This is a genomic window from Carnobacterium mobile DSM 4848, from assembly GCF_000744825.1.
GTDB classification, from domain to species: Bacteria; Bacillota; Bacilli; order Lactobacillales; family Carnobacteriaceae; genus Carnobacterium_A; species Carnobacterium_A mobile.
Genome location: NZ_JQMR01000001.1, coordinates 1,212,136 through 1,232,550 on the forward strand (window position 1 = coordinate 1,212,136; position 20,415 = coordinate 1,232,550).

21 protein-coding genes are annotated in these 20,415 nt (G+C 37.0%); 5 read left to right on the top strand and 16 right to left on the bottom strand.

The window, feature by feature from the left end:
• Positions 1 to 18: 18 nt before the first annotated feature.
• From BR87_RS05685 to BR87_RS05745, 13 genes are all read right to left on the bottom strand, one after another.
• Positions 19 to 1,311 carry an MBL fold metallo-hydrolase gene (locus BR87_RS05685; protein ID WP_035029706.1) on the bottom strand — a complete coding sequence of 431 codons (1,293 nt, stop codon included), beginning with the start codon at positions 1,309 to 1,311 and terminating at the stop codon, positions 19 to 21.
• Complete coding sequence (locus BR87_RS05690) at positions 1,295 to 2,113, bottom strand: carbohydrate ABC transporter permease (protein WP_035029709.1); 819 nt, start codon at positions 2,111 to 2,113, stop codon at positions 1,295 to 1,297. The genes BR87_RS05685 and BR87_RS05690 overlap by 17 nt, the downstream gene beginning before the upstream one ends.
• 2 nt (positions 2,114 to 2,115) lie before the next feature.
• Positions 2,116 to 2,997 (bottom strand): carbohydrate ABC transporter permease, encoded by an 882-nt coding sequence (locus tag BR87_RS05695; RefSeq protein ID WP_035029711.1) that lies wholly within the window; start codon positions 2,995 to 2,997, stop codon positions 2,116 to 2,118.
• Positions 2,997 to 4,073 (bottom strand): ABC transporter ATP-binding protein, encoded by a 1,077-nt coding sequence (locus BR87_RS05700; RefSeq protein ID WP_035029715.1) that lies wholly within the window; start codon positions 4,071 to 4,073, stop codon positions 2,997 to 2,999. The genes BR87_RS05695 and BR87_RS05700 overlap by 1 nt, the downstream gene beginning before the upstream one ends.
• A 278-nt stretch (positions 4,074 to 4,351) precedes the next feature.
• A complete protein-coding gene (locus BR87_RS05705) occupies positions 4,352 to 4,924 on the bottom strand; it encodes an MFS transporter (RefSeq protein WP_244877037.1) in 573 nt (190 codons plus the stop codon).
• Between the two features lie 291 nt (positions 4,925 to 5,215).
• On the bottom strand, positions 5,216 to 5,857 hold the full coding sequence (locus BR87_RS05710) for a bifunctional 4-hydroxy-2-oxoglutarate aldolase/2-dehydro-3-deoxy-phosphogluconate aldolase (RefSeq protein WP_035029718.1): 642 nt from the start codon (positions 5,855 to 5,857) through the stop codon (positions 5,216 to 5,218).
• 15 nt (positions 5,858 to 5,872) lie between these two features.
• Positions 5,873 to 6,415, bottom strand: coding sequence for a 6-phospho-3-hexuloisomerase (hxlB, locus tag BR87_RS05715; protein WP_035029721.1), 543 nt, complete (start codon positions 6,413 to 6,415; stop codon positions 5,873 to 5,875).
• Positions 6,412 to 7,038: an orotidine 5'-phosphate decarboxylase / HUMPS family protein gene (locus BR87_RS05720; RefSeq protein ID WP_035029724.1), complete on the bottom strand. Its 627-nt coding sequence runs from the start codon at positions 7,036 to 7,038 to the stop codon at positions 6,412 to 6,414. Before BR87_RS05720 ends, hxlB begins: the two co-directional genes overlap by 4 nt.
• Positions 7,038 to 8,000 (bottom strand): sugar kinase, encoded by a 963-nt coding sequence (locus tag BR87_RS05725; protein WP_035029728.1) that lies wholly within the window; start codon positions 7,998 to 8,000, stop codon positions 7,038 to 7,040. The genes BR87_RS05720 and BR87_RS05725 overlap by 1 nt, the downstream gene beginning before the upstream one ends.
• Before the next feature lie 28 nt (positions 8,001 to 8,028).
• Positions 8,029 to 9,300, bottom strand: coding sequence for a hypothetical protein (locus BR87_RS05730; protein WP_035029732.1), 1,272 nt, complete (start codon positions 9,298 to 9,300; stop codon positions 8,029 to 8,031).
• A 14-nt stretch (positions 9,301 to 9,314) separates the two neighbouring features.
• The gene (locus BR87_RS05735) at positions 9,315 to 9,560 is read right to left on the bottom strand and encodes a hypothetical protein (RefSeq protein WP_035029736.1); all 246 of its coding nucleotides are present in this window, start codon (positions 9,558 to 9,560) and stop codon (positions 9,315 to 9,317) included.
• A gap of 2 nt (positions 9,561 to 9,562) precedes the next feature.
• Positions 9,563 to 10,300: a sugar phosphate isomerase/epimerase family protein gene (locus BR87_RS05740; protein WP_035029739.1), complete on the bottom strand. Its 738-nt coding sequence runs from the start codon at positions 10,298 to 10,300 to the stop codon at positions 9,563 to 9,565.
• 176 nt (positions 10,301 to 10,476) lie between these two features.
• Positions 10,477 to 11,466, bottom strand: a complete 990-nt coding sequence (locus tag BR87_RS05745; protein ID WP_035029742.1) for a LacI family DNA-binding transcriptional regulator — start codon at positions 11,464 to 11,466, stop codon at positions 10,477 to 10,479.
• Between the two features lie 526 nt (positions 11,467 to 11,992).
• On the opposite strand from BR87_RS05745, the gene BR87_RS05750 reads away from it, so the two are divergent.
• Positions 11,993 to 12,475 carry a DNA-deoxyinosine glycosylase gene (locus BR87_RS05750; RefSeq protein ID WP_035029745.1) on the top strand — a complete coding sequence of 161 codons (483 nt, stop codon included), beginning with the start codon at positions 11,993 to 11,995 and terminating at the stop codon, positions 12,473 to 12,475.
• Positions 12,476 to 12,600: 125 nt separating this feature from the next.
• Positions 12,601 to 13,488 (top strand): GIY-YIG nuclease family protein, encoded by an 888-nt coding sequence (locus tag BR87_RS05755; RefSeq protein WP_035029748.1) that lies wholly within the window; start codon positions 12,601 to 12,603, stop codon positions 13,486 to 13,488.
• 113 nt (positions 13,489 to 13,601) lie between these two features.
• On the opposite strand, the gene BR87_RS05760 is transcribed toward BR87_RS05755, so the two are convergent.
• Positions 13,602 to 15,383, bottom strand: coding sequence for a DUF2207 domain-containing protein (locus BR87_RS05760; protein WP_051929697.1), 1,782 nt, complete (start codon positions 15,381 to 15,383; stop codon positions 13,602 to 13,604).
• A gap of 370 nt (positions 15,384 to 15,753) precedes the next feature.
• Between BR87_RS05760 and BR87_RS05765 the strand changes: the two genes are divergently transcribed.
• Positions 15,754 to 16,152 carry a VOC family protein gene (locus BR87_RS05765; protein WP_035029751.1) on the top strand — a complete coding sequence of 133 codons (399 nt, stop codon included), beginning with the start codon at positions 15,754 to 15,756 and terminating at the stop codon, positions 16,150 to 16,152.
• Between the two features lie 93 nt (positions 16,153 to 16,245).
• Here the strand turns inward: BR87_RS05765 and BR87_RS05770 are convergent, their stop codons facing one another.
• Positions 16,246 to 16,602, bottom strand: a complete 357-nt coding sequence (locus tag BR87_RS05770) for a type II toxin-antitoxin system PemK/MazF family toxin (RefSeq protein WP_051929699.1) — start codon at positions 16,600 to 16,602, stop codon at positions 16,246 to 16,248.
• A gap of 22 nt (positions 16,603 to 16,624) precedes the next feature.
• The gene (gene mazE / locus BR87_RS05775) at positions 16,625 to 16,828 is read right to left on the bottom strand and encodes a type II toxin-antitoxin system PemI/MazE family antitoxin (RefSeq protein ID WP_035029754.1); all 204 of its coding nucleotides are present in this window, start codon (positions 16,826 to 16,828) and stop codon (positions 16,625 to 16,627) included.
• A 216-nt stretch (positions 16,829 to 17,044) separates the two neighbouring features.
• On the opposite strand from mazE, the gene BR87_RS05780 reads away from it, so the two are divergent.
• Positions 17,045 to 19,582, top strand: a complete 2,538-nt coding sequence (locus tag BR87_RS05780; protein ID WP_035029757.1) for a DEAD/DEAH box helicase — start codon at positions 17,045 to 17,047, stop codon at positions 19,580 to 19,582.
• Complete coding sequence (locus BR87_RS05785; RefSeq protein WP_035029760.1) at positions 19,579 to 20,289, top strand: SWIM zinc finger family protein; 711 nt, start codon at positions 19,579 to 19,581, stop codon at positions 20,287 to 20,289. The genes BR87_RS05780 and BR87_RS05785 overlap by 4 nt, the downstream gene beginning before the upstream one ends.
• Positions 20,290 to 20,415 lie beyond the last annotated feature (126 nt).

The window sequence follows — 20,415 nt, forward strand, 5'->3', positions numbered from 1 at the left end:
ACTCTCCCCTTATCCTTTTTATAAAATAATGTTGTCGCCGCGATTCGGCAATATTCTTTCTCCATAAGGATTCTCCAATTTTTCTGGTTTCAACGTATGGATGGGAACCAAGAGTTTCGGTTCGATCATTCGAATAATTTCTTTAAGATCATCCGGATGAGCATGACCTGAAAGCGAAAGACGTACGAATTCAACTTGCAAGTCCTTCAACAAATTCAAGAAAATTGCATATTGAGGATCGAAATCCCCCAAAGGCTGTGCATCACTATGAACGTATAGGCCTCCTCCTTGTAAGTTTTCAATTTTATTAACGACCTGCCATATGTATTCAGTTTGGTCATTAAGCAAAACTTCATAAGACAGTTCAAGCGCTGGGTCCAGTGCTTGAATCTTGTTATTCTCTTCCGCATAATAGTAGCAAACGTTTATATCGCTTACTTCTTTGAGCAAAGCCGCCATAGTTGCTTCCAACACGACCGTGCGCGGAGAGTATTCAATCAATTTTGCGAACCGCAGAACATTCGCGGGATAGCCGTTAAACGTTATTTGCCGGTTCAGGTTCTCTTCCATCAAACGAACAAATTCTTGGATCAATTCTTCTTCGCTGGAAACAGTGATTTGAGAAGGATCCGGCTCTCTTTCTGGAAAGCTGATGCTCACACCTTCCATCATCAACAAGTCGGTATGTTTAGCTTGTTGGCAAAAAGCTTCTGTATTTGCACGGTCATATCCATGCAAACGTAAATCCCCTGTATACACTAAGAAGTGATCCGGTGTCCGGATCAAAAGAGCAGCTGCTCCGTAAGCGTCATGATCGACAGGTACAATTTCAACGCTGATTTCCCCAACTTGTACTACATCATGAGCATTCAGTCCGGTCATTTCTCGTGTAAAGCCGCTTTTTTCGAAAGGCGATGCAATCAAAAAGTCGCCATTTCTGTTAAGCGAATGAAGAATTGCTTTTGTTTCTTTCATCGTATATAGCGGAATCTTCGGATCCAAGTAATTGATCATTTTAGAATGGTCTAAATGAGCATGGGATAAGAAAACGGCAGTATGTCGGTATTCTTTTTCATCGTTCCCTTGATAAGTATACCCTAAACGCTCATCATACAAACCCTTCAATTCTGGAACCAGCCGATTTTTTAATAATGTAGCTAAACTTTCATCTTGCAACCCTAATTCCGGCCGGTATTCTGTACCAAAATCAAAAAAGATATGGGCATCTTTATAAGCAACTTCGATAATCGTTCCTCCGATAGTCAAAATACCACTATGGAAAGTTACAGTTGTTTTAGCCTTTGATTCCATTTTTCGACACTCCTCGCATAATTTCTTTTCGGAAAATTAAATAGATGATCAAGATTGGAATAACGGTTAACGTAGCTGCTGCCATTTGCAAATGGACATCGCTTCCGCTTTCAGTAGTAAAAGCAGCCAATCCATTGTTCAACAGCCGGTATTTTTTCTCATTTGTCACCAAAAGCGGCCACAAGAAGGAATTCCAGCTTGAAATGAACGTCAAAATCCCAACTGTTACAAGAGCTGGTTTCGACATCGGAACAAGTATCTTTCGAACGTATTCCATATCTGAAGCTCCATCTATTTTGGCAGCTTTATAAAAAGCTGTTGAGATGCTTTGCAAATAGCCGTATAAATAGTAAATATAGAAAATACTTGTTAAGAACGGGATGATCAAAGCCGAATAAGAATTCAACAATCCCATACGAGAAATCGTATTGTAGTTTGTGAAAATAATCGACTCATAAGGAACCATCAACAATGAGATCATGACCCATAGAACTACTTTTTTAAAGGCAAACTCCAAGCTGCTCAAAGCAAACGCCGCCAGAATAGCTGTGATCACTGTCGCAATTGTTGTCACAGTCGAAACAAAAACCGTATTTAAAAAATAACGTAAGAAAGGAGCTCTTTCAAAAACCTCTGCATAATTCAGCCATTGAAACTTTTCCGGCATAAATGTAGGCGGAATGCTGGTCGCTTCACTGTACGTCATCAAACCAGCCAACATCATGTAAATGAATGGGAAAACAGTAATGACAGCCATGACTCCTAAAAAAGTTAGAGAAAGAACCGTTACAATATGCTTCATGCTTATCTCCCCATTCTCTTCAAAATTTTATTTTGGATAAATGTGATCAACAAGATCACAATAAACAAAATCACCGTGGCTGCCATAGCCACACCTGGTCTGCCAGCTATATGGAATTTATCATAAATGTAAAATACGGCAGTAGTCGCACTTTTAGCTATTCCCGGCTGGCCGTTAAATAACGCATACACTTGCGTATACACTTTGAATGACGAAATCAAATTTACTGTTAGTAAAAACGTGATCGTTGGAATCAATTGTGGGAACGTAACTCGCCGGAATATCTCCCAACTGTCTGCTCCAAACATTTTAGCGATTTTGTAATGTTCTTTGTCGATGTTCCGCAAGCCGGCCAAAAGAATAATAATATTGAAGGCCAAACTTGTCCATATTCCAAAAATAATCAGCGTGGGCATACTCAAATCAACGTCATCCAGCCAATTGAGTCCCGGAATACCAAAGATTCCTAAGACATAATTGACAATTCCGTATGACCCATTAAAGAAATACCGGAACACGATCCCGATTGCAATTGTACTTGTGACATAAGGCAAGAAGAAAATCGTTTCAAAAAAACTTTTGTGCTTCACTTTTTCAAAAATGATCCAAGCGATCGCAAGCGAAAGGATCAAGCCGATTGGAACAACAGTAAAAGCAAAGAGGCCTGTGTTCCCCATGGCTTTATAAAAAACAGGGTCAGTCAAGACCTTTTCGTAGTTTTCCAGTCCAGCATACCGAGGATTGATCAGTGTGCCTTTTTGAAAACTCATAAAGAAAGATCGATACAAAGGATAAATACTAAACAATACAACAATCGCCAAAGCTGGAAGAAGGAAGAGCCACGCTTTTAGCTGATTCTCAGGATTGTAGCCTTTTTTGAACATTAGTAAATTCGTTCTCCGCTTTTCTTAAAAATAAACGCCTTTGGATAAACCAAATCAAAATTCACTGAAGTTCCTTCTTCTAGTTCTTCTTCAATGCTGACAATTGATTTCATCCGATTTGAATCAATTTGGAAATTTAATATTCTTTCTCGTCCGATCAATTCCACATTCGCCAGTGTTGCTTTGAAAACTCCTTTGCCTTCTGCCAGCAGCACGTCTTCAGGACGAACTCCTAAGACATACTCTCCGTCCGGCATCGTGTCTTTAAAACGAGTGGATGAAAAATGTGAAATAGGAATCTCAAAAGAGTCGCTATACTTCATCATTCCGTTTTCAACGACTACGGGAATCGTATTGATAATCGGGTTTCCAATGAACTGAGCCACAAAAAGATTGGCAGGTTCTAAGTATAAGTTTTGCGGATCATCATTCTGTTGGATGATGCCCTCATTTAATAAAATGATTTTATCACTGATCGATAATGCTTCTTCTTGATCATGTGTAACAAAAATTGTCGTAATGCCTACTTCTTTCACTAAACGGCGAATTTCTTCCCGTATTCTTAACCGCAAGCGAGCATCTAAGTTGCTTAACGGCTCATCCAACAACAGCACATCCGGTTTTTGTACCAGAGCCCGTGTAATGGCTACACGCTGTTGCTGCCCTCCTGATAATGTACCAGGCTTTTTACTATGTAGCTCTTCAATATTTGTTAAAGCCATATATTGTTCAGCTGTTTCTTTAGCTTTTTCTTTAGAAATCTTTTTTTTGCCTACTGTTAGCGGAAACATAATATTTTCCAAGACTGTCATGTGCGGATAAAGAGCATAATTCTGAAAAACAAATCCAATATTGCGGTCTTTCGGTTCTGTTTTGACCACTGAGCTACCTGCAAAACGGATGTCTCCGCCTGAAGGACTTAATAAGCCGGCAATCAGGTTAAGGATCGTTGATTTACCGCAACCACTTGGTCCAAGCAAACAAACCAAATCACCTTTCTCAATCGTAAAATCTACTGATTTTAAAGCTTCAAATCCATTACCGAACACTTTCTTCAAGTCGATAACTTCTATCATATAACAGCCTCCTAAGCTAAATTTTGCGTCTTACTTAACCCTCTTTTATCAAATAAGAAACCTTAAGCAAGTTATCTTTCTATCATTCATCTGAAAATTCTCTAAGTAAAACCAGTAAAATTTATTTCTAACAAGTTAAGAATAGCAAACTATTCCACAATATTCCAGAACAGAATTATTTGTTTTTTCTAATAAGTAAGAACCAGTAAGATTGAACCTCTCCTGATTAATATCAGGAGATTATTGGCTATCAGATAAACAGTCTCGTTTCATTAATTTTAAAGATATTTTTTGAATAAAACACTAACAGATACTCCAATCAATATTACACCCATGATAGCTGGTGCGGCATGGCTGATTATTGCATACAGCTGTCCCCCAATAATCGGGCCAATAACTCGGGCTAGAGATTGGATGCTTTGAGAACCACCTTGGATACGGCCTTGTTCACTGGCACTAACCGATTTTGAAATCATTCCATTAAATGATGGCCCAAAAATAGAATCACCAAATCCAAAGAAAATCATCCCTATAATAAAGACAGGATAATATACAATCAACGCAGAAACCGCAATAAAAATATATCCTATGATTTCACTTATCATACCTAAAAGAGCGATTTGTTTATCTGTCAAAATTTTAAGTAATCGCGGCATAATGATGGCTTGTGAGAAGATATCAAGCACTCCTATTATTGAAAATGTCAGACCGATAAGTACAGGCTGCCATGCAAATAAATCTATTGAAAATTGTGGGAAAATAGCTTGTAACGATCCATTAGGAATCCAAATTAAAAATCCAGCAATCAGTAGCCATTTATAGGATAAAATACATTTTCTCTCTTCATTCATCCTAGAATGACTCTTCTTCTGCTTTCCCATAACGATATCCATTTGTTTCAAAAGGTCTTTTATACGTTCTATTAAACATGCTGCTTTTCTGTGTCAAAATAAATTAAACTATTTTCTATTCTGTTGAGATATCTGATGAAGACAATGGCAGTTCAGTTGTTCATCAAATATTAGTCTTTATTAATAATAAAAGTGCATAAAATAAAAAAGTTAGAAACATTTTCAGCAATGTTTCTAACTTTTTGGTTATATAATTTTTAATCTACAATAAATGTTTGCTAACAAAAGTATTTATTTATTCAGTTCATTAATCTTTTGTGCATATTGACTAGCTATTTTTGTTACTTCCGTAAAATCACCTTTAAATGCAGGAGCGATCAGATTTCCACCTACACCAACAGCTATGGCACCTGCTTTAAACCAGTCCTCCATATTTTCAAGATCTACTCCGCCAGTTGGCATGATATTTAACTGAGGTAATGGCGCTTTTAATACTGAAATAATTTTTGGCTCATACGCACTTCCAGGAAATAGTTTTACAATATCAGCTCCGCTTTTCAATGCATTTTTCATTTCTGTAATTGTCATACATCCTGGCAAATAAGGAATTTGATAAAGGTTACAGATTTCAGCAGTCTCTTGGTCAAAAGTTGGACTGACAATGTATTCGGCTCCTGCCATAATGGCAATTCTTGCAGTCACAGCATCCACGACTGTACCTGCACCAATTACGATGTCTGTTTGCTTTTCATATAAAGAACGTAACTGTCTGATGACTTGATCGGCTTCTGGAACAGTGAAAGTCAGTTCAATACTTTTTATGCCACCTTTGATAATGGCTTCGCTTGCTGCTAAAGCTTCCTCTTTCGTTCCTCGTACAACAGCAATAACACCTGCATTCTTCAAGCGAATCAATGTCTCTACTTTTTTCATATTGATCTCATCCTCCTACTCAATATTTACATGTTCATGAAGTGCATCTTCATTTGACGTTTGATCGCGATGAGCTAATTTTAATGTTAACGCATCAAGAACAATATGAACTGTTTGGTCGAATAAAGAAGATAACAACTGAACAGATTTGATGCCGGATCCCGTTTTCGTTGCACCAGGTACAACAATCACTTGATCTGCTAGCTTAGCTAAAGGGGATTCAATATTGCTAGTCAATACAACAATGTCTAACCCTAATTGTTTCGCTTTTTCAGTATCAGAAACGATTCCTTTTGTCGTTCCTGAACCAGAAATTGCGACCCAAGTATCGCCTTTTTGGATTGAAGGCGTAATGGTTTCTCCCAGAACGTAATCAGTATAACCAATATGCATCAAACGCATCGCAAATCCTTTCGCTTGAAATCCGCTTCTTCCAGCACCAAGGACAAAAATCCGCTTATCTTTTTGAAAATAAGCCATAGCTTTCTCTAGTTGGTTTTCATTGACTAAATCCATAACTTGTTTAATTTCGGTCATAATGGTTTCTATTGTACTCATTGATGAATCGCCTCCATAAAAATTTCCACTGCTTTAGCAGGTTCTTGGCTTTTTGTGATTTTTGAACCAACAATGACAATTTCTGTCAGCCCTTGTTCAGCTAGTTCTTTTGCTTGTTCCAAATCGATTCCTCCAGCAATAGCAATTCGTTTCACTTGAGGAAAATTCTTACGAAATTCAGCCACACTAGCTGTTGCATCTAACTTGTCTTTTCGATCAATGGAATGATGCAAGCAGAAAATAGCTTCTTCAAATTCTAGAATTTGTTCTATTTTAGCATTGTTGACTTCCAATAAATCGATCAGCATGGTTTTGCCTTTTTCTTGACTTACTTCGTAGCAAGCTTTTAACGTATCATAAGAAGCTGCACCCATTACGGTCAAAATATCCCCACCATAAAAATAACCTTGTTGAAATTCGTATGCTCCTTCATCAATTGTCTTGATATCTACTAATAATTCACTTTCTGTTAACACTTGGCGGATTTTCTCAATGGCAAGGTTTCCGCAATCTTTAACTAAAGAAGTACCCATTTCAAGAATATCAGTTTTCCCATTTAGTTCTTGGGCTAACCTTATGGCATCTTCTAATGAAACACGATCAATAGCTGTTTGTAATTTCATTATTTCACGACCTTATGTTCATTTAAAAAGGTTTCCAATTCTGCTGGTGTTGGGTAGCCGTCATTGTCGCCGGGCGATTGAACAGCTAAAGCCCCTATTGCATTCGCTCTGATAACTGCTTCTTTTAATGTCTTATCTTCAATCAAAGCAGTAATCAACCCTGCCGCAAAGCCATCTCCAGCGCCTACTGTATCAACAACTTCTTTTACCTTGAATCCCGGAACCGTAAAACTTTTTCCGTTTTTTTGTTTCACAAATGCCCCTTCTTCTCCTAGCTTAACAATCACCGTTTGCGTTACTTCTCCATTTTGCAAGTAAAAATCAGCAATTGTTTCTGGGTCGCGACTTCCCATTAAAATTTCCCCTTCATTGATTCCAGGTAAAATGATTTCTGCATGAGAAGCTAATTCATTGATCGTCTCCACCATTATCGCTTGGCTTTCCCATAACTGCGGACGCAAGTTAGGATCAAAAGTTGTACGAGTCTGATGTTCTTTTAGTAATTGAACTAAATAACGGAAACCTTCTAATGCTTCTTTAGAAATAGCTGGGAAAATTCCTGATAGATGAGCAAATTTAACATCTGAAAAATCGATACGATCTAAAATCGTTTTATCAAAGTGAGCAGCAGCTGATCCTTTGCGGAAATAGAAAATATTTGGATCACCTGTACTGACTCGGTCTTTTAATTGAAAAGCTGTCCAATAATCTTTGGTTTCATCAATATAGTCTGTACCGATTTTATTTTTATTCAACTGGTCAATAATAAACTCTCCAAAAGGATCTTCACCTAATTTTGTAATGTACTGTGTGGTATGGCCTAATCGTGAAACACCTACTGTCACATTAACTTCTGCGCCTGCTAAAAACTTTTGGAAATGACTAGCATCTTTCAAGCTCTTATCTACTTCTTCTGATCCAAATAATGCGATTGGTTCTCCAATTGTTAAAAATTCGCTCATGATTCATTCCTCCATTTAACTATTTTTTTTATAATAAAATATAAGCGGCAATGAGATTGATAACTGTCGCACCCCAAGCCCAAGGCAAACCTGTTAATAAAAATGTTTTTGTATCGATTTTAGCGTATTGAACAGACCATAAATTCCATGATTGAGTAATACAAGCTGAGATACCCATCATTGACGGTACTACTAATAAACCATACAAGAAATATTGATCAAACATTCCTGTACCAACTAATATTGCTGCTGTGGCAGCTCCTGCGCCATAAAGCATCAATGGCCCACGGAAATAAGATAAAGGTGCAATAATAGCAATAATAATTACTAAAATTAACTTGTTATCCGGAATAATTTGCTGGAAGATGGGAGTAAACCCTGACATTGCATGTATAGCAGCTGATTGGAACATCGTCAAAACAAATAACATAATCAATAAACCTGCAATATCACTGATTGCGTGTTTAGCGGTTTCATTCATCATCATAACGAAGCGAGTGTAACTTTTCATATTTCCTGTCGCCGCAAAAGCAATGATCGTAGATAACAACAACGCAGGAACAGCATCCCATTTTGCAAAAATACTTAAAGCTACTGGCAAGACAGGCAAAATATATGTCCAAATTGGAACCTCTACTATTTCTTCTGATTCTTCGCTTTCAACGATTTCAGGTTTCCCATTACGGATCTTTTTAGCATGGAATAAGATGAAAATAAACACAATCATCATTTGAACAGCCATCGCCACAAAGCCAAAGCGTTGATAATGCAATCCCCATTCAACTTTAGGGAAGAAAACTTGGAACTGAACGAATAAAACATTGTTGACATACATTGCTGCTCCAATGGACATAGTAAAAATGGAAACAGCAATATTTTTAGGAACACCAATCGAAAACAGAATAGGGAATAAAATAACTCCAACTGCGATTGCCGAACCAACTCCATAAGAGCTGGTGAAAATCAATGCAATAACCAAAGCAATTAAAATCGTTGCTAATACAGGACTTTTTTTCCCGATTTTTTCTGTTCGTCGGCTAATGCTTCCTGCAATTCCTGTATCGACTAAAACTCGCCCAAACCACGAACCAAAAATAATATAGGCAGCTGTCTTTCCATAGTTTAGAACAGGATCAGTAAAAATTTCTTTGATTGCTTGGTTAAAAGGCACCATTCCAATAATTGTCCATAAGACTGCCATTACGAAGAATCCAACTGTTAAATTTCCACCTTTCATCGCATAAACAATAAAAACGAGAAAAGTAGCGGCTAATAGAATACCTACAATTGCGCTGCTCATAATTTGTCACCTCCCTAGTACTGATTTAGCTCACTTAATATTTTTTGATACGTTGATACTTTATGATGATTGTCTTCAGTAAAGAAATTATTTTCTAATTTGTTGAAACGTTGAACAAGATAATAAGCTGTTAAGTAAGCAGCTAGTGATTCTTTCGCTGCAACTTCCATTTCCTTTGTAGAAAAATCTGGTTGTTTCATAGTGTCCATAAAATGATAGGCAAATTTTTCAGGATCGATTTTTGTTTGTTGTTCAGACATGGTTATTCCTCCTCCAATAAAGCTTTTGCTTCAAGAATTTCTTGTTTTTCTGTAGTTGGATATTCAATAGCTACCGGGACGTTTCCAGGTAAAACGCTTAAAATTTCTCGCCAATTAATCTCTCCATGATCTAATCCAACTGCTTGTGGTTTACCTTCCATGTAAATGACATCTTTTACATGAATATAGCTGACGTATTTTCCTAATTGTTCTGCAGCTATTTTTTCGTCTTCACCAACAAACCGCCAATTTCCAAGGTCATAAACATAACCAATAGTTAAACCTTCTTCTTCAACCGCTTTCATAAAAGTGTCAATAGCTGAAATAGTTCCAGAAGTTTGTGTCTGGTCATTTTCAATATTCACTTCAATCCCCTGCTCAGTTAGTGGTTTTAATTCTCTTAAATCACCTGTAAAACCTGCAAAATCCCCAATGTTCCACTTAATATGTGTAATTCCCATTTGTATTGCTTCTAATACATAATCACCTAGTTTAGAGTTTACTTTTCCGTCTACGAACACTTCATCAGGAACACTGTAAAATAATTCTAATTCGTACTTTTCTACTAGTTTTTTAATATCATCCATTTCGTTTGCTAAATTTTTAAAATACTCTCTTCGCACTTCAATTTTTCTAAAGCCTAATGCAACAGATTCTTCAATCAATTCACTCTGAACTGCCCCGTTTTGAACCTTTTCAGCAAACACTAACATGTTCAATACTAACCCTTTATCTATCATAAAACTCATCCTTTCAAATTTAGTTAACCGGTTTCCATAAATAAATTGTAAACCGGTTTCCTAAATAAGTCAAGCGCTTTCAGCCAGGAAATATTTACTCTGTTTTGAACAAATAAAAAAAAGCCTGAGAAACTGGTTCTCTAAGCTCTTTCGTTTGCTAAAAATATATAAAAACATTATATAGAATTACGCCACTGTAATTTAGCTGGAACGATATGTCTTTCTATAGAAGTTTCGTTGTGATTAATAAATTTCATCATCTGCTCGCCAGCAGTCTCTCCAATAAGTTTTGTTTGCTGTTCAATACTAGTAATTCCAGGACCTACCAAAGCAGTTAAATTCCAATCATCAAATCCTGTAATTCCAATTTCATCTGGTATTTTTATCTTTTCATTAATTAGAATGGTAAGCAGTTGCATTAGAACCCGTCCGTTTGAAGCAAATAATACAGTTTTTTTAGGATCTTTGACGAATGTCACTATTTCTGATTTTAAACTTGCCTCAAAATTTGTTTCTATCAACACCAATTCTCTATTTGCTGCGTCTGTCAATTCTTTGACTGTTTGATAGCGCAACTCTCGAGTAACGATATCTGCTAATGGTTCACTAACGACAACGATTTTTTCATACCCTTTATCCAATACGACTTCCATCAATCTTTGAGTAGCTTCCACGTTATCAGAAGCAATCAACGGCCACTTAAGCGGTTCTGTTTGTCGGTCAACTAATAGTAAAGGGATGTTAGCATCTTCTAAAAAGTCATAATGTGAGGCATCACGTGAAGAAGCTTGAAGAATAATCCCTTCTACTCCCTGGTCAACCAGTTTTTCTAAAAGCTCTCTTTCCTGCTTAACTGAATTAGCAGCATCAACAATAATCATTTGATACTCAACTTTTCCTAAAACTTCCCCAATTCCTTTTAGCAATAAAGAAGAATACATGTTTGAGATGTCGGCTACTACGATACCAATTAAATAACTGCGCTTAGACTTTAAAGCTTGTGCTTGGCGGTTAGGCCGGTATTTCAAATCCACAATAGTTTGAGCAATGCGCTCTTTCGTTTCTTTAGACATATTGCCATAATGCCCATTTAAAAATCGAGAAATCGTTGTTTTAGATACACCCGCTTTTTCGGCAACTTGAGAAATCGTTACATTTTTCCTCATCCATCCACTTCCTTACTGAAGCTTTTTCAATCTTCCTTCACCTAACATTATCGCTAATTTCCAGCTACTTATCAACTGCTATCTGATAGCAGTTCTGCAAAGCTTGTTCTTTCATTTTACTGAGTAGAATAAATTCTAAGTTAATAAGCCATTTTTCTAACTACTCCACTCCTAAAAGGTATTTCAAGGTTATCTTAATTAAATAATTAAAATACTCATTTATTCGTTATACTTTCACTTCTCTTAATTTTTTATTTCATTAGTTATGCCCTCCAAGCTTTAGTTTAAACATCTATCAACTACATACTACCTATTTTTACTCGTCCTGTTTAAGCATAATTTAAGTATACATTCAGTAAAATTAGAAGCAATACCGGAGAAATAAACAGCTACCGCAATCGAGATAGCGCTTCTAGGAATCCTTACATTTTTGCTATACAATTGAAAGATAAAGCTTCATTTTTTACCTATAGATAAAAAATCTGTACTAAAAACCAAATTAATTTAATAGTAAGGAGAAAAAATGATGAAGAATGGTTTAGATGCAATCTATGATGAAAGTACTAAAATCTTAATACTCGGCAGCTCCCCAAGTGTGAAATCATTAGAATTGCAACAGTATTATGCCAATAAAGGGAACCAATTTTGGAAAATTATCACTGAATGCCTAAACACTACTGATCCACTCGACTATGAAAAACGGTTAGAACTACTGATACAAAATAAAATCGGCTTATGGGATATTTATAGTCAATTTGATAGAACGGGAAGTTTAGATAGTAACTTTAGACAAACGAAATTAAACGATTTTGATGCACTACTTTCAACTACTTCCATTGAACTTGTCATTGCAAATGGAAATAAAGCTTACCAAGAAGTTGTAAAATCAACTATTTTTGAGCACTACACTGTTATAACGTGTTTATCCACTAGCGGCGCAAATAACGGTAAAGCACAAGAAAGAAAAACAGAATGGAAAGAGGCTATTCAAAATGCTTTTCTTTCTTAGAGAATAGTTCAGTGATATCAAAAAAAATTTTTTATTTTTTACGCATTCAAATGAGACTGATTTAAAGCCTATAATATGTAGCTTATTCAATCATCATTTATAATAGACACGGAGGTCCGAATTCAATGAATCGATTTACAGAAGAAGTGATTAATCAGCTGGGTTATTATGTTTATGCGCTCGTTAATCCTATTAGCCATAGTGTTTTTTATATTGGTAAAGGAACTAGAAACAGAGTATTTGCTCATGAACAAGAATCCTTAAAAGTTGATTTTCTCAGTGATATTGCTGAAAAACAAAAGTTAAATGAGATAAAGCAGATTCATTCAAAAGATATGGAAGTCGATAAATATATTTTGACTTTTGGATTAAGTGAAAATGAAGCCTTCCATGTAGAAAATGCTGTTATTAACTTTTGTAAACTAATTGATGATCAAAAACTCAACATTAAAAAATTGAGCAATATCATGAGTGGACATCGTTCTGATGGTCAAAAGGAAGCACTACAAACATTTGGAAGAGTGGATCTATTGCAAGATGCCCTTAGTCCAAAACCTGTTGATATAAGTCAGCTAAGCCACCATAAAATGATGTTTGTAAAAATTAAACCTACAAAAGATAATTCAGATTCTAAACGAGATTTAAAAACTGAAGAAATGTATAACCCTGAATCTGAAGCATTAAAAAAAAGAACGTTAGGTAATTGGGTGATGAGTTTAGATAAAGCAAGCAGCATAGAATACATTCTAGGAGTCTACCCGGGAAGCGGCATGATCGTAAGTGCTTTTAAAATTATTAAGGATAGTCCTAGATACAAAGTGATTCAAGGAGAAACTCCATCTGGAAGAAAGCAAATAAGATATGATTTTTACCAGTATGCCGAATCCATCACAGAAATAGATGGGATTCAACTTTTCCCCAATCATATCAAACTGACAGGTTACCAATACGTTGACAGCAATGGAATACCTTGTACTATTCAAAGTGAAAGAGTCTATGTAGGATTTGATTAGAAATACGACAAACTGAACGGATAACAGTAAAAAGACAAACTACCTTTATACGATAGTTTGTCTTTTTACATTTAAAATTAAGTGACCTGCATCAAACTATAAAGACACTCTCGCTAGCGAGCTCCTCCGCCGCCTCCACCACCGGCACCTGCTCCGCCACCAAATGAGGTTGAGCCTCCTGTTCCGGATACTGCTGATGAAGCACTTGAATGGAATCCGCCACTTGCTAAGCCGCTGGACCAATTCTTTCTAAAGCCTGTCATACCGTTCCAATACCAGTAATAGTACATAAAGTCATTCCCTCCAGAAACATTCATTGGGTTTGGAATTACTTTCTTGAATTCCTTCGTGATCTCCTCACTTCTAAAGTACAACGTATTCCAGAATAAAAATTCTGCAAAAGAAAATGAAGTTTTATTGTCAGTAAATCCTTCTAATTCAACTTCCTCTAAATCATTATCGAATTGAACCAGACGATCAAATAGTTTGTCACCTTCAGGACTAGCAATGGCCACCTCATGCTTCGTGCCCCAGACTTCGATTTCTTTAAATGAAATCAGGCCTTCATTTTCTAAATACTCTTTTGAGTAATCGATCAAATAATCCGCAAAGGTTTCTACTTCTTTGGCGTGTTTTTTTGCCCATTTCTTCATTTCATTGTCTTCAATGAACCCACTGCTGTTTGCGGCATCCAACAACATGAGCCACAATCCCGTTTCATAGGTTACTTCATGATTTGTCTCTATTTGATCAACAAAGTTAGTGAACGACTGAGGGTAACGCGCACGCTCTTCTTCAAAATGAAAAATTTCTATTTCCGTGTTAAAACCATCACCAAACAACGTTTTATCTTCGGCTGTATGGATAATCATTCGTTCTTCTGAAGTCCATTTCAGTAGATATGCTGAGAAATAATCTTCAAAATACCCTTTTTGAATGTCTTGCAGCAAATAGGCAATTCCCGCAAAATCTTCTCCCTGATAGGGAATTTCTTCTAATAAAATCCCTTTATTTTCTTGGATCCTTTGTACTCCTGAACGCATTTGTCCCGCTTCTTCTTTTGCTTTTTTTAATTTTCTAAAGTAGGTAATCGCAAAAGCAGCAGTTCCTCCACCACCTACTGCAAAGAGAGACGCGATAACTATCGGAATTGTATTTGAAGAAGCCTCGTCATTATACGCTGAACCATCCATCGCCATTTCACGCTGTTCTTCTAAGGTCATATCTACCGTAGCCTGTGTATGAAACAGCCCTTGTGGAAATTGAAGCAGCACTGTTACATCTTTACTGCTGTCGACTTCTTCCTCAGCTTTCCAAACGACCGTATCACCTTCTAATTGGAGATCTCCTTCAAAGCCAAATCCCCAGAAGCGGACATTTTCTGTTGTAAAAGGTTCAAATCCAGAAATTTCAACTGTCAGATTTTCTGCTGGAATGTCAGAAAAGGTATCAAAATTCCATAGTAATGCTTGCCCATCTTCCAATTCACGTACTAAATTTGATAAAGTATAAGTTACTTCGTATTCCTGTTGCCCATACTTGCCAATCCCCCAAATAAGTTCTAGTCCACTATCCGTTTCTACAGTGCCATAATAACCTGCCTTTTCCTCTAATGAAGCATCTGAGTCCCACTCTTTCGCCTCTTGAAAACCTGCTACTGAAAAATCAAGCAATTGTGAATCTTGCAGGTCATCCAATACGATATATAATTCGGTTCCTTCGTCCATATTCATCTTTCTATGTTCCGTAACAATACCAGATCCGTCTTCTTGCAATTCCACTTCGATGGTCATATCTGATAATTCATTTTCCGCAAAAACCGTTTCTCCAAATGCCATACTGAACAGAAAAACTATAACGCCGATACCCAACAACCTTTTTATACTTTTATTCATTTCCTTATCCCCTTCTTTCTTTTACACGTTTCTTTTATAGGTACTTTTAGTATACACAATATCTTTATCCTTTAGGAAATGTTTTCCCTGAATAAAAATCGTAAAAGGATTTCAATCATTGTATCAAAAAAATAGGCTGCCACTCCTCGGTGTCATTTCGAGGAGCGGCCTTAAAAAGGTGCTTATTTTATGAAGCAATGATTCCTTTATCCATAGCTGCTAGCCTGTCCTCTACAAAAGAGTCATTGTCGCTTATGTAAAAATGCTAATTTTTTTTAATACGTTTGTGGTTTAATCGAATATTTTTGACAAAAAAATCTCCTCGTGAGATGCTGTGCTTGTAATAAAATGAAAAGAACGGAGGATTTTTATGGCAACAATGGTTTTTGTCAATTTTCCTGTCTCTGATCTCAAACGTTCAACTGCATTTTATGAAAAATTAGGATTTACTCAAAACAAAGAATTTTCAACAGACGAAGCTGTCTCAATGGTTTGGGATGATCACTTTTGGATTATGCTGCTAAATCACGAGTTTTACAGCCGTTTTATTAAAGACAAAACAATCGCAGATACTAAAACAACTAGCAGTGCCCTCATTGCATTCAGTATGGAAAGTGCGGATGCAGTCAAAAAATTCGCTGAAACAGCCAAAGCCAATGGCGGGGATTTTTACACAGTCGATATGGGAATACCGGAAGATCAAATGTTCGGACTTGAAGTGGAAGATCCAGATGGAAATATTTTAGAACCCAATTGGATGGCAATGTAAGTATAAGTTTAAAAACCGTCAGAACAAGTCTCTGGCGGTTTTTAATGTTAGATAAAACTTTAAATTCATAACAACTAAATTGCTTTAAGGTCCTTATTCTCCTAATAGTTTATCAAAGGAAAAAATATCGGTAACTATTTGTGCAACAATTCCTAATTCAGCAGTCGTAGCTTTTTCGATAAACGTTACGGCTCTTTCTTTTGCCATAAAATCGAACCCTTTTATTTGCATCGCATTGATTGTTCCATAGATGCTGTGACCCTTTGATAAAGGAATAAACCCTGGTCTATTTTTATTGTAGGAGATAAAGCCAGTTGTGGCATTGTAAGCATCTGAGTTAAGAACTAAAGCTGGCTTCTTCTTTTGAATTTCCCTTCCAGAACTAGGATTAAAATTTATCCAAACGATATCCTCTTGTTTTAGAATATAAGTATTAATCGAGTAAATCATATTACACTTCTTCTCTTCCAATTCATTTTTTATCTTCGTTAAATTCATCTTCAAATCTTAAAGTTTCATTGTTTTCTAGAGCATTTTCAAAAATATTATTTACTTTAGGTACGTAAGTAATACTTCCTAATTCACCTTTCAGGGCCACATATTCTTGACCGGGTTGCAGATTGAACTTCGCAGGGACTGTTAACACAATGACATTCCCTTGTTTTCTCGTCTTCATCATGCTCATCTCCTTTTACTTGTTCACCTACATTTTGCCAAATTTCAACGGTTATTACAATGTATTTGCTAACGAGTTCGCAATCAACAACTTTTTCTTCCTGCTTTCAGTTTGGTCCTAAAAACCGTATAATACTATAAAAAGAAGCTTTATTTAGATTAGCTATGTTTCTTAGTTTCTTAATCGAATAATATAGAAGGAAGGACTGATAAGTAAGTGGCTCAAGCAATTTTTCTAGAAAAGGGATTTCATATTGAAAATCCAACAACAGACTTTGAACGTGCAATGAAAGATGCGCCTTTTCAAACTCTTTATGAACAAGGCTTTTCTTCAGAGATCGTAGAAACGGATATCTCTATTGCCTATTTGATCGATATCACGCAAGAGTTTGTCTCTGCGTTAAAAAATGACGGAGAAATTGAAGTGACACGCACATTCCGTTTTCCTTCAGAAACAGTTTATCAACAGCTTGTGAACAGCGCACCTTTTGTCACTGGCTATGAGTTTATTACAGTTCAATGGCTGCAAGACATCCATCAAGAATTGGCAGCGATTTTTAATGAAGAGCTGAGCTATTTTCAAGGCAGTGTTTCCGAATACATTCAATCAAAAAACAAAAATATCATCGTTGCGGGCAGAGTTTACTTTCATTTAGTTGAAAGCAAACAAGACGGCTTTCCTTTCGCTTTTCTCGCTACTTATGCTACTAAAGACCAAGACAAAGTCAGTCATATGCCGCTAAAAAATGCACTGGCAGAATTCACTAATTCTTCAGAGATGCTTGCTTTACTGTCCGCTGTTGGTCGGGTGGCCAATGAGTCTGCTTTTATCTCTCAATTCGTTGAGTCTGGAGAATTGTTTTCCCCTTTGCGATTCAACGAAGACGAGGCTTATCAATTTTTGAAAGAAACGCCTCTTTATGAAGAGCAAGGAGTCATTTGCCGTATTCCTGACTTTTGGAAAAAAGAGCGTAAAACAACCATTAAAGTGACCATTGGCGATACAAAACCAAGCACTCTGGGAATGGATGCTCTGTTAGCTGGCAAACCAGAAATCTATCTAGGAGAAGAACGGTACTCAAAAGCAGAAATCGAAGCGTTATTGCAGAAAAATGAAGGTTTAGCTTTCTTGAAGGGCAAATGGGTTGAGATCAATCATGAAAAACTGCAACAGCTGTTAATGACTTACGATACGAAAGAAAACAGCGAATGGACTCTATTTGATGCTTTGCGGCAACAGCAACTTTCAGATGCTGAAGAAAACGACTCTCTGATCGAAACGACGAATGGTCAATGGCTGCAAACCGTTTTCCAGCAAATGACTACTCCTACTCAAATCAAACAAGAACAGCCTGCAAGTTCTTTTCAAGCAAACTTGCGACCATATCAGTTAATAGGATACAACTGGTTAAACTTTATGCAAGCACAGACCTTTGGTGCTTTATTAGCGGATGATATGGGCTTAGGAAAAACCGTTCAAATCTTGGCTTTACTCGATTCTCTACGCCAAGAAAACAAACGCACGCTGTTAGTTATACCGGCTTCTTTATTGGAAAACTGGAAGAAAGAGGCAGCCCGCTTTGCCCCAAATTTGCGGATACAAGTTTTACATGGGAAGGATACCATGATTCAAGACGTAGAAACGGATTTATTTATCACCACCTATGGCATGGCGGCTAGAATCGAGGCTCTCAAAGAAATCGCCTTTGACCTGTTGATTTTGGATGAAGCACAGGCCATTAAAAACCCAGGAACCAAGCAAACTAAAAGTATCAAAACCTTGCAAGCCCACGCAAAAATTGCGATGACTGGAACGCCAATTGAAAACAAACTTTCAGATCTTTGGAGTGTGTTTGACTTTTTAAATAGCGGATTGTTAGGGTCGAAAACGGAATTCAAAAAACAAATCAAAAATGGCGCTGACTATGGAGCTTTACGCCAAATGATCTCGCCTTTTATTCTCAGACGGTTGAAAACCGATCGACAGATCATTTCAGATTTGCCTGATAAAAATGAACAGAAAGAATACGTTTCGCTTTCCAAAAAACAGATTGCGTTGTATAAAGGACTTCAACGAGATATTGAAAAATCAATGGAAGATACTGAAGGCATTCAACGAAAAGGCTTAGTCTTAGCAGCCATTTCAAAATTCAAACAAATCTGCAATCACCCTGATCAGTATTTAGGCAACCAAGAATTCAAACCTAAACTTAGTGGGAAATTTGAAGCGTTGCGAGATATTTGCGAAACGATTCGCGACAAGCACGAGCAAGTTTTGATCTTCACACAATTTAAAGAAATGTGCGAACCGCTCAATCAGTTTTTAGCAGAAGTTTTTGGCCAACCAGGTTTGGTTTTGCACGGCGGTGTGCCAGTCAAAAAACGCGGAGAACTGGTTGAACAATTCAACGCTCCTGATACGTACACACCCTATATGGTCCTCTCTATAAAAGCAGGCGGTGTCGGCCTAAATTTAACAGCTGCAAACCACGTCATCCACTTTGACCGATGGTGGAATCCAGCTATTGAAAATCAAGCGACTGACCGAGCCTTTCGGATTGGGCAAGAAAAAAATGTCTTTGTGTATAAATTTGTGACCAGCGGAACGATTGAAGAAAAAATCGATGAACTGCTAGCTGAAAAAACACACCTTTCCAATGAATTGATCACGGAAACAAGCGGCGAGAATTGGCTGACAGAAATGAGCAACGACGACTTAAGGAATCTCTTTACATTGGAGGTGAATGACAAATGAGCCGGTATGGTTTTTATGAGTATGAAAGTATGGCCGAAAAAAAGGAAAAAGCTGCACGCAAACTGACGACCTATCAAAGAAAACATCCTGGTGCTCAGCCTATTTTGATTAAAGGTACCAAAATCGCCAATTCTTTTTGGGGAAAAGCGTGGTGCGATCATCTAAAACACTATGCGGATTACGATAACCGTATCGACCGCGGACGTTCGTACATCAAAAATGGGTTTGTCTTTGACTTAACGATTGAAAAAGGACTCATAGACGGGGTTGTCTGCGGCAGCGGTTCAAAATTGTATCAAGTAGAGATTGAAATCGATCCGACTACCGATCAACAGTTAGTCCAACAAATCGGCGGACACATTGAAAGTTTAGAAGCACTGGCAAATGGTCAATTCCCAAAAAAACTCACTGAAACTTTTCTGACAAGTGATAATGGTTTGTTTCCTAATCTAAATGAAATCAACCTCTCTTGCAATTGTCCCGATTGGGCACATATGTGCAAACATGTTTCTGCAATTCTTTATGCGGTAGGAGCTAAATTGGATTTGGATCCGCTGCTTCTATTTGAACTGCGGGGAATCGATACAACCGCTCTAATCAAAAAATCCGTTGAAGAAAAAATGACCACACTATTAGAAAACGCGCATACCGCAACATCCAGTCGGATTATTGAAGACGATGCGATTATTGACCTTTTTGATTTATAAAGCTTAGTTTAGCAAAATAAACCCTATCAAAAGAAATGACACACTGCTTTTGATAGGGTTTTTGTTTTTTTATTTTTTAGCATTGATGAGAAAATTTCCTCCGGACTACGGAGTGGCTTGCGGAAA

What these genes read in the sequence shown, in the direction of transcription:
- BR87_RS05690 (WP_035029709.1), bottom strand. Translation starts at nt 2,113, where the DNA reads ATGAAGCATATTGTAACGGTTCTTTCTCTAACTTTTTTAGGAGTCATG.
- BR87_RS05765 (WP_035029751.1), top strand. Translation starts at nt 15,754, where the DNA reads ATGGCAACAATGGTTTTTGTCAATTTTCCTGTCTCTGATCTCAAACGT.
- BR87_RS05695 (WP_035029711.1), bottom strand. Translation starts at nt 2,997, where the DNA reads ATGTTCAAAAAAGGCTACAATCCTGAGAATCAGCTAAAAGCGTGGCTC.
- BR87_RS05685 (WP_035029706.1), bottom strand. Translation starts at nt 1,311, where the DNA reads ATGGAATCAAAGGCTAAAACAACTGTAACTTTCCATAGTGGTATTTTG.
- BR87_RS05750 (WP_035029745.1), top strand. Translation starts at nt 11,993, where the DNA reads ATGAAGAATGGTTTAGATGCAATCTATGATGAAAGTACTAAAATCTTA.
- BR87_RS05700 (WP_035029715.1), bottom strand. Translation starts at nt 4,073, where the DNA reads ATGATAGAAGTTATCGACTTGAAGAAAGTGTTCGGTAATGGATTTGAA.
- BR87_RS05725 (WP_035029728.1), bottom strand. Translation starts at nt 8,000, where the DNA reads ATGAGCGAATTTTTAACAATTGGAGAACCAATCGCATTATTTGGATCA.
- hxlB (WP_035029721.1), bottom strand. Translation starts at nt 6,415, where the DNA reads ATGAGTACAATAGAAACCATTATGACCGAAATTAAACAAGTTATGGAT.
- BR87_RS05770 (WP_051929699.1), bottom strand. Translation starts at nt 16,602, where the DNA reads ATGATTTACTCGATTAATACTTATATTCTAAAACAAGAGGATATCGTT.
- BR87_RS05705 (WP_244877037.1), bottom strand. Translation starts at nt 4,924, where the DNA reads ATGAATGAAGAGAGAAAATGTATTTTATCCTATAAATGGCTACTGATT.
- BR87_RS05740 (WP_035029739.1), bottom strand. Translation starts at nt 10,300, where the DNA reads ATGATAGATAAAGGGTTAGTATTGAACATGTTAGTGTTTGCTGAAAAG.
- BR87_RS05760 (WP_051929697.1), bottom strand. Translation starts at nt 15,383, where the DNA reads ATGAATAAAAGTATAAAAAGGTTGTTGGGTATCGGCGTTATAGTTTTT.
- BR87_RS05710 (WP_035029718.1), bottom strand. Translation starts at nt 5,857, where the DNA reads ATGAAAAAAGTAGAGACATTGATTCGCTTGAAGAATGCAGGTGTTATT.
- BR87_RS05730 (WP_035029732.1), bottom strand. Translation starts at nt 9,300, where the DNA reads ATGAGCAGCGCAATTGTAGGTATTCTATTAGCCGCTACTTTTCTCGTT.
- BR87_RS05785 (WP_035029760.1), top strand. Translation starts at nt 19,579, where the DNA reads ATGAGCCGGTATGGTTTTTATGAGTATGAAAGTATGGCCGAAAAAAAG.
- BR87_RS05735 (WP_035029736.1), bottom strand. Translation starts at nt 9,560, where the DNA reads ATGTCTGAACAACAAACAAAAATCGATCCTGAAAAATTTGCCTATCAT.
- BR87_RS05755 (WP_035029748.1), top strand. Translation starts at nt 12,601, where the DNA reads ATGAATCGATTTACAGAAGAAGTGATTAATCAGCTGGGTTATTATGTT.
- BR87_RS05745 (WP_035029742.1), bottom strand. Translation starts at nt 11,466, where the DNA reads ATGAGGAAAAATGTAACGATTTCTCAAGTTGCCGAAAAAGCGGGTGTA.
- mazE (WP_035029754.1), bottom strand. Translation starts at nt 16,828, where the DNA reads ATGAAGACGAGAAAACAAGGGAATGTCATTGTGTTAACAGTCCCTGCG.
- BR87_RS05720 (WP_035029724.1), bottom strand. Translation starts at nt 7,038, where the DNA reads ATGAAATTACAAACAGCTATTGATCGTGTTTCATTAGAAGATGCCATA.